Source organism: Mesorhizobium sp. M4B.F.Ca.ET.017.02.2.1 (genome assembly GCF_003998955.1).
Taxonomy (GTDB): Bacteria; Pseudomonadota; Alphaproteobacteria; order Rhizobiales; family Rhizobiaceae; genus Mesorhizobium; species Mesorhizobium abyssinicae.
This window is the reverse complement of record NZ_RZOF01000286.1, coordinates 1-8,180: the sequence shown is the minus strand read 5'-3', so window position 1 is coordinate 8,180 and position 8,180 is coordinate 1. Positions and strand designations below refer to the sequence as shown.

6 protein-coding genes are annotated in these 8,180 nt (G+C 64.1%); 3 read left to right on the top strand and 3 right to left on the bottom strand.

Features of this window, described 5'->3' with window-relative positions:
* Positions 1–363: 363 nt before the first annotated feature.
* From EN738_RS26205 to EN738_RS26195, 3 genes are all read right to left on the bottom strand, one after another.
* Positions 364–1,434 carry a D-alanine--D-alanine ligase family protein gene (locus EN738_RS26205; protein ID WP_245494689.1) on the bottom strand — a complete coding sequence of 357 codons (1,071 nt, stop codon included), beginning with the start codon at positions 1,432–1,434 and terminating at the stop codon, positions 364–366.
* 172 nt (positions 1,435–1,606) lie between these two features.
* Positions 1,607–3,661: a bifunctional aldolase/short-chain dehydrogenase gene (locus EN738_RS26200; protein WP_127286234.1), complete on the bottom strand. Its 2,055-nt coding sequence runs from the start codon at positions 3,659–3,661 to the stop codon at positions 1,607–1,609.
* Between the two features lie 91 nt (positions 3,662–3,752).
* Positions 3,753–4,718 (bottom strand): sugar-binding transcriptional regulator, encoded by a 966-nt coding sequence (locus EN738_RS26195; protein WP_127286233.1) that lies wholly within the window; start codon positions 4,716–4,718, stop codon positions 3,753–3,755.
* 188 nt (positions 4,719–4,906) lie between these two features.
* Here EN738_RS26195 and EN738_RS26190 point away from each other — a divergent pair, with 188 nt between their 5' ends.
* The 3 genes from EN738_RS26190 to EN738_RS26180 form a co-directional block, all read left to right on the top strand.
* Complete coding sequence (locus tag EN738_RS26190; RefSeq protein WP_127286232.1) at positions 4,907–6,547, top strand: acyl-CoA synthetase; 1,641 nt, start codon at positions 4,907–4,909, stop codon at positions 6,545–6,547.
* A gap of 370 nt (positions 6,548–6,917) precedes the next feature.
* Positions 6,918–7,523, top strand: coding sequence for a TetR family transcriptional regulator (locus tag EN738_RS26185; RefSeq protein WP_127286231.1), 606 nt, complete (start codon positions 6,918–6,920; stop codon positions 7,521–7,523).
* A gap of 63 nt (positions 7,524–7,586) precedes the next feature.
* Positions 7,587–8,180: efflux RND transporter periplasmic adaptor subunit (locus tag EN738_RS26180; RefSeq protein ID WP_245494690.1), on the top strand; the 594-nt coding region annotated here is incomplete at its 3' end.

The following is an 8,180-nucleotide window of genomic DNA, read 5'->3' as shown; positions in this document are numbered from 1 at the left end:
AGGCGTATGACGCTTGTCCGCTGCAGCGCCGCGCCAACCAATCCGCTTGGCGCTGCAGCGGACTCATAGGGGGAGAACTGTTACCTATGTATCCGGTCCATTCTGTTACCCATCTATCGGCTGGACACCGGCCGCGACGCTGGCGCATATTCTGCAACGCTGGAGGTTGGCGAAACCATCCGCGACAGCTGTCTTTCTCCCCGTCACTATACGGGGAGAAATGCCCGGCAGGGCAATGAGGGGCAGCGCCAACCGACGAAATAGCGCCGACCGTCTCGCTTGAGACCGTTCTAGCCAACGTGACGTCTTTCGTGCTCGGAAGTGAGTGGCATCCAGGGCCGCTCTCCTGCTTGCAGCCCGCTCTCAGCCCACTCTTCCGGCGCGCGCCAGCCCGTGCGCCACCAGCCGGTCGATGACCTCCGGGTAGCTGACGCCGCTAGCCGCCATCGCCTTGGCGTACATGCTGATATCGGTGAAGCCGGGAATGGTGTTGAGCTCGTTGATCAGGAACGTCATGTCCGGCATCAGGAAGAAGTCGACACGCGCCATGCCGTCGCAACCGACGGCCCTGAAGGCCCTTGCCGCCATGTCGCGCATCGCCTGCTCGACTTCCCGCGGCAGTTCGGCCGGCACGATCAATGCCGCGCCGTTCTCGTCGATATACTTGGCATTGTAGTTGTAGAAGCCGTGGCTTTCCGCCGGCACGATCTCGCCCGGCCGGGAGACGAAGAGCTTGCCCGCGGGGTCTTCGAGCACGCTGAATTCGATCTCGCGGCCACGGACGAATTCCTCCGCCAAGAGCTTGCGATCGTGCTGGAAGGCTTCCGCAAGCGCTCGATCGAATTCCTGGCTGGCATTGACCTTTGCGACGCCGACAGACGAGCCCTGCCGCGCCGGTTTGACGAAGAGCGGCAGGCCGAGCTGGTCTACCAGCACGGCAAGCGATGGCGCCGAACCTTCCTCAATGGTCACCGACCGCGCAACCGGCAGGCCGGCCGCCTTCAGCAGCCGCTTGGCGATATCCTTGTCGAGCGCCGTGGCCGAACCCAGTATGCCGCAGCCGGCGAGCGGCACCTGCGCCACTTCCGCCAGCCCCTGCACCGCGCCGTCCTCGCCATGCAGCCCGTGCAGGACGGGAAACAGGATGTCGATATCTGGCAGCGCGTAGGGCGCACCCTCGGCCGGGAGCGCCAGCATGCGCCCGTGTCCGCCCGGCACCAGGCAAACCTCCGTGCCGCCCGAAGGCGTCGCCAGCGCGCCACCCTCGAAACGGCTGAGCAGCCATTTTCCTTCGCGGGTGACGAAGATGGGAAGGGCATCGTACTTCGCCGGCTCCAGCGCCCGCATGACATTGGTCGCCGAGAGCACCGAAACTTCATGCTCGGCCGAACGCCCGCCAAAGAGGACGGCAATACGCAGTCTGTTCGCGGTCACGACTGTCTCCACCTTGCGAAGCCGTTCAAGGCATAGATTGAAGCGGAATTTCGGCAACCGCTTCAGACCGACGACAGTTTTCAACGCGTGGCGGCGAGGTCGCTGATTGTCGAAGTCGCCGCCGGCCCTCTGAACCCCTGCATGACGGCAGGGGTTCATGGCAGGGTTGTCGCTAGCGCAGCGCCGCCGCGATGTTGCCGCCGTCGACGGTCGTCACGTCGGCGGTGGTCCGGTCGGCCAGAGCCTGGTGCAGGAAGGCTTGCGCCACGTCCTCGGCCGTCACTTCCTGGCCGAGTAGATTGCCGGACATGTATTCCTTCTCCGACACGCCGCGCGCGCCCGAGCGGCTGGCGATCATGGCGTCGGTCAGAAGCCCCGAGCGGATGCGGTCGGCATTGACCGCATTCGAGCGAATGCCCTGCGCGCCGTAGTCCAGCGCATATTGCCTGGACAAGAACAACGTCGCCGCCTTCGGGATGCCATAGGCGCCGAACTTCGGCCCCGGGTTGATCGCCTGCTTGGACGTGTTGAACAGGAGCACGCCGCCGGTGCCCTGTTCCAGCATGATGCGCACGGCATTCTGCGCCGCCGACTGGTGGGCGAAGAAATTGAGCTCGAAGCTCTTGCGCAGCGTAGTGTCATCGAGCTCGCCGATGCGGCCTTCCCAGGCCGCGCCCGCATTGGAGACCAGGATGTCGAGGCCGCCATAGACCGCGACCGCCCGTTCGAATGCGGCGCGCAGTTCGACGGGATTGGTGATGTCGGCGCCGACGCCGATCGAGCCGTTTCCGGCCTTCTTCGCCGCTTCCGCGGCCTTGGCCGGATCGAGGTCGACGATGACGGCATGTGCGCCATTGTCGGCGAACAGCTTCGCCGTCGCCGCGCCGATCGCGCCGGCGCCGCCGGTCACCAGCACCACCTGGCCGGTCAGCGGCTTCGGCTTGTTGGAGGCGAGCTTGGCCTGTTCCAGCGACCAGTATTCGAGCGGGAAGAGATCGGCCTTGGACAGCGGGTGGAAATGGCCGACGGCCTCGGCCCCGCGCACCGCCTCGATCCACATCTCGCCGACATCGGAGGCGATTTTTGCGTCCTTCAGCGTGCGGCCGTGGCCGAACATGCCGAGGCCCGGCACCAGCGTCAGGCGCGGCATCGGATCGAGCATGGTGCGCTTGACGTCGTCCAACGCGTCGTTGGTCTCGAAATAGGCGCGGTAATCCTTGGCGAAGGTCTCGACATGGTTGCGGATGACGGCCTTGTAGTCGCCGATCTTGTCGGCGTCCGGCGCCGGCACAGCCATCGGCCCGGTCTTGATGCGGATCGAAAGGTCGGGCGTCGAGACGCCACGGCCGGCATAGTCGGCGATGCCGGCCGAGTTGATGAAATCGACGATCGCATCCGAAGTGCGGAAGTCGCTGATCATGCGGTCGAAGCGGCCCTCGCCGCGCGCCACCGCGACGGCGCCGCGCAGCGCGGGCGCGATGTCGGCCGGTCTGGCGAGCTTCGCCGGCAGCGCCGCCTTGGCCGTCTTCGGCTTGCCGTTCCTGGCGACATAGTCCTCGGCGACCGTCACATGGTGGATCATCCGGCCGTAGGCCTGCCTGGCGTCGTCGCCGAAGGTGAAGATGCCGTGCTTGTCGAGGATCAGGCCTTCGACGCTTGGATCGGCATCGAAGACGTCGCCCGCCGCCTTCGCCAGGTCGAAGCCTGGCATGATGTAGGGCACGTAGCCCATCTTCTCGCCGAACACTTTCCTGACCAGCGCCTTGCTGTCTTCCTGGTCGACAATGGCGAGGACGGCGGTCGAATGCGTGTGGTCGACGAATTTGTGCGGCAGGAAGGCGTGCAACAGCGTTTCGACCGAAGGATTGGGCGAGGCGGGATCGATGAGATTGGCGCGTTGCAGCGCCACCATGTCTTCGTCGGAAAGCCTCTCCAGCGCGCGCGCCTTGAGCAGCGCGCCCATCTTCACCGCCGGCAGGCCCTGCGGCTCGATGACGGCCATGTCCCAGCCGCTGCCCTTGACGCAGAGCACGTCCCACTCGTCGCCGACAAGATCGGTGGCCTTGATCTTGCACGACGTGTTGCCGCCGCCATGCAGCACCAGCCGCGGCTCGCCGCCGAGCAGCCGGGTCGTGTAGACGCGCAGCGCGAGGTCGCGGCCGACGCCCTTCTTGGCATAGTCGGCAACCATCTTTTCCGCGTCGCCGTCATTCCACAGGTTCTTCATTTCGCTTCGTCCGCTTTCATGTGTTTGATTGCTGTGAACAGGAATGCCGCGACGCTTTGATGACAAGGCGCCGGCGGCGAGGGTTGTTTGTCTAGGAGGCCTTCTTGGTCACCGCTCCGGCACGGTCCAGCAGCCGCTGCGCCACGCGCGCGCCGACAACCAGATGCGTGCAGAGCCCGCCGGCGAGCGCGGCAAGCAGCGGCTCGAACTTGCTGTCCTCCTGCACCACCATCAGCCGCTTTTCGATGGCGCCGAGCGAGCCGAGTTCGGCGGAGATGACCCGGCGGTTGTAGCTGCAGTCGAGCGCCTCACCGGCGGCATCGATGATCTGTCCCGCGATCACGCCGGCGGCGCCGGCGTTGCGAAGCACTTCCATTTCGCTCACCGTCAGCGCGCCGCATTTGACGACATGGCTGTCGGCGTCGACGGTGCCGACGGAAAACAGCGCGAGGTTGCAATCGCTGATGCCTGCCAGTTGCTCGCGGATCACCGGCTCGGCGCGCAGGGCCCGCGCCAGCTCTTCCGTCGACAGCACCAGCGGCGCGTAGAAATTCAGCCCCTTGGCGTTGAGCCGCCGGGCGATTTCCATCGTGCACTGATCGGGCCGGTAGGAATAGGGCGCGCCGAGATTGCCGCAGAGCTGTACCACCGTCACGTCCTGCAGGTCTGCGAAGGACATGATGTCGGCGATGGTGTAGACGGTGCGGCCCCAGGCGACGCCGATGCGGTCGCCCTTCTTCACCAGCTCGAGAAAGACGCTGGCCGCGAGCACCGCGATGTCGGTCGACGGATCGACGACATAGGCGTTTTCGGGCGCGATCCAGACGGCGTCGAGCTTCAGCGCGTCTTCCAGTCGACGCGCCAAGACGTCGTCGGTGAAAAGCTGGGTCGAGGTCGAGATGTTGACGATGCCGGTCTCGCGCGCCTTGCGCAGATACATGGCGACCGAGGCGCGCGAAATCTTGAGCTGGTTCGCCACTTCGTCCTGGCGCAGGCCATGGGCGTAGTAGAGCCAGGCGGCCTTGTGGATAAGCTGTTCTGCCGGTCGGATCGCCATGCCATCTCCTCGGCTGACATTATTCACGGCTCTCGACAAAAGTCAAACCGAGCGGAGGTGTGCATTTCCGTTTCACCGGCTGAATCTAGATCACCATTGTGCCAAATGCCCCCTGTCGTGGCATCGTTGGTGGTGACGCGGAGCGGAGCCTGTGATTAGAAGTCGATAAACATATTGGGGAGGATGGGATGGGCAATCCCTACGAACAGGATCTCGACAGGAATGCCGCCAACCACCAGCCGCTGACGCCGCTGACCTATCTGGAGCGGGCGGCAAAAGCCTATCCCGACCATGTCGCCATCATCCATGGCAACCAGCGCATCACCTATCGCGATTTCTGGCGTCGCTCGCTGCGGCTCGCCTCGGCGCTGGCCAAGCGCGGCATCGGCAAGGGCGATACGGTGACGGTGATGCTGTCGAACACGCCGCCGATGCTGGAGGCGCATTTCGGCGTGCCGATGACCAAGGCGGTGCTGCATTCGCTGAACACAAGGCTCGACGCCGCCGTCATCGCTTTCCAGCTCGACCACGCCGATACAAAGGTGCTGATCGTCGACCGTGAATTCTCCCGCGCGGTCAGGGAGGCGTTGGCATTGGCCAAGGCCAAGCCGTTGGTCATCGACTATGACGATCCCGACTATGCCGCCGATGCCCCCTATCCGAAGGGCGAGCGGATCGGCACGCTCGACTATGAGGAGTTCGTCGCAGGCGGCGATGAGGCTTTCGCCTGGTCGATGCCCGACGACGAGTGGGACGCCATCTCGCTCAACTACACCTCCGGCACCACCGGCAACCCGAAGGGCGTCGTCTATCACCATCGCGGCGCGGCGCTGATGGCCTATACCAACACCATCCATGCCGGCATGGCCAAGCACGCGGTCTATCTGTGGACGCTGCCGATGTTCCACTGCAACGGCTGGTGCTTTCCCTGGACGCTGGCCGTGCAGGCCGGCACCCATGTCTGCCTGCGCTGGGTGCGGGCAAAGCCGATGTATGACGCGATCGCCGATCATGGCGTCACCCATCTCTGCGGTGCGCCGATCGTCATGTCGGTGCTGATCAACGCCAAGGCCGAGGACAAGCGTGAGTTCGCGCAAACCGTCACCTTCAACACGGCGGCCGCGCCGCCGCCGGAGGCAGTGCTGTCAGGCATGGCCGATGCCGGCTTCGCCGTCACCCATCTCTACGGCCTGACCGAGACATATGGGCCGGCTGTCGTCAACGAATGGCACAATGAGTGGGACGAGTTGGAGAAGGGACCGCGCACGGCGAAGAAGGCGCGCCAGGGCGTGCGCTATGCTTCGCTCGAGGGCCTGACCGTGATGGATCCCGAGACGATGACGGAAACGCCGGCGGACGGCGAGACCATCGGCGAGGTCATGTTCCGCGGCAACATCGTCATGAAGGGCTATTTGAAGAACAGGAAGGCGACTGACGAGGCCTTCGCCGGCGGCTGGTTCCACTCAGGCGATCTCGGCGTCATGCATCCGGACGGCTACATCCAGCTCAAGGATCGTTCCAAGGACATCATCATTTCCGGCGGCGAGAACATCTCGTCCATCGAGGTCGAGGATGCGCTCTACAAGCATGCCGCCGTCGCCTCCTGCGGCGTCGTTGCGAAGTCCGATGACAAATGGGGCGAGGTGCCTGTCGCCTATGTAGAGCTGAAGCCCGGCAAGAGCGCGACCGAGGCCGAGATCATCGACCACTGCCGCACTTTGCTCGCCCGCTTCAAGGTGCCGAAGGCAGTGGTGTTTGCGGAGATCCCGAAGACCTCGACCGGGAAGATCCAGAAGTTCCGGCTGAGGGAAATGGCGAAGGGTCTCTGAGTTCGTCATCCGAGGGTGAGAGCAGTCGCGGAGCGACGTCGCGGAAACCCTGGGATCCATGCCGTGACCTTGCGGCCGTGCTCCGGCGGTCGAGAATAGCCTGCACGAATCGCGGCGCTGGCAAGCTAACTGCTTGATCCGACTTTATTCTTTGGCCGACGTCACGGCATGGATCCTAGGGTCTGCGCTGCGTCGCTTCGCTCCTTGCTTCACCCTAGGATGACGAACTCATCGTGGGTTTCACGCTTCCTCGCTGTCACCATCTGTCACCAATTGTACGCGTACGTCGATTCCGCGTTGACATGCCGCTCGTTTCGATTTACGACTGACGAAAATTGAAATTCGTCACTCGTTATTTGACAGAGAGCTAATGTCCGAAGCCGCCCACATCGTGGCCGACCCCGCCCGCCAGGAAAACGTGACGCGCATCCTCGATTGCGCCGAGCGTCTGTTCCGGCATTACGGTTACGGCAAGACCAACGTCGCCGACATCGCCCGCGAGCTCGGCATGTCGCCGGCCAATATCTATCGCTTCTTCGCCTCCAAGGTCGAAATCCACCAGGCCGTCTGCGGCCGCATGCTCGGCGCCAGCTACAAGATGGCCTACGAGATTTCGCGTCTGCCGCTCAGCGCCGAGGAGCGGCTGCGCCGCTATGTGCATGCCCAGTACAAGATGACCACGGAAGTCATGCTCGACGACCAGAAGGTGCATGAGATGGTCATCGTCGCGCTCGAGCGCGACTGGGCCGTCATCGACAAGCATGTCGACAGCATCCACGATCTGTTCGCCGAGGTGATTCGCCAGGGCATCGAAGCCGGCGAGTTCAGGGACCAGGATCCGGTGATCGCGTCGCGCTGCTTCGGTGCCGCCACCGTCATCCTGTGCCACCCGCAGATGGTGGCGCAGTGCCTTGCCAAGACCAACCGGGCGATGCCCGACGATCTCATCGATTACGCGATCAAAGCCTTGAAATAGCCGCCGCCCGCCGGGCGCGCGGTGTCGAAAAGTTGATCTCCAGTCAGGAGTGCTAAGGTGTCTTTGTCCAATTCCATCATCCGCAGGCTGCCGGTCGCCGGCCTGATCGTCGCCGCTCTCGGGCTTGCCGGCTGCAGCCAGGAGAAGGCCGAAATCAAGGAAATCATCCGGCCGGTCAAGGTGGTCGAGATCGGTGAGGCCCAGACCACCCGCGAGCTCGACTATTCCGGCTCGGTGCGCGCTCGCACCGAGATGAACCTTGGCTTTCGCGTCGCCGGCAAGGTCACCGAGCGCCTCGTCGATATCGGCCAGCATGTGAATTCGGGCGATGTGCTCGCTCGCATCGATGCCTCCGACTACGATTTGTCGGTCAGGAGCGCGGCGGCGAGCCTTGACGCCGCCGAGCGGCAGGTCGAAACGGTGGATCTGGCAAAGAAGCGCGCCGAGCAGCTCTACGCCAAGAGCTTCGCGTCGAAGTCGCAGCTCGATCAGGCGACGCTGACCTATGCTCAGGCCGTGGCGACGCGCGACGCCGCCCGCTCGACGCTTGCCCAGGCGAAGAACCAGGTCGGCTATACCGATCTCAAGGCGAGCGAGGACGGTATCGTTACCGCCATCAGCGCCGATATCGGCCAGGTGGTCGGCGCCGTAACGCCG

Excerpts from the sequence above, each read along its gene's own strand:
- EN738_RS26190 (WP_127286232.1), top strand. The coding sequence starts at position 4,907 with ATGGGCAATCCCTACGAACAGGATCTCGACAGGAATGCCGCCAACCAC.
- EN738_RS26200 (WP_127286234.1), bottom strand. The coding sequence starts at position 3,661 with ATGAAGAACCTGTGGAATGACGGCGACGCGGAAAAGATGGTTGCCGAC.
- EN738_RS26195 (WP_127286233.1), bottom strand. The coding sequence starts at position 4,718 with ATGGCGATCCGACCGGCAGAACAGCTTATCCACAAGGCCGCCTGGCTC.
- EN738_RS26185 (WP_127286231.1), top strand. The coding sequence starts at position 6,918 with ATGTCCGAAGCCGCCCACATCGTGGCCGACCCCGCCCGCCAGGAAAAC.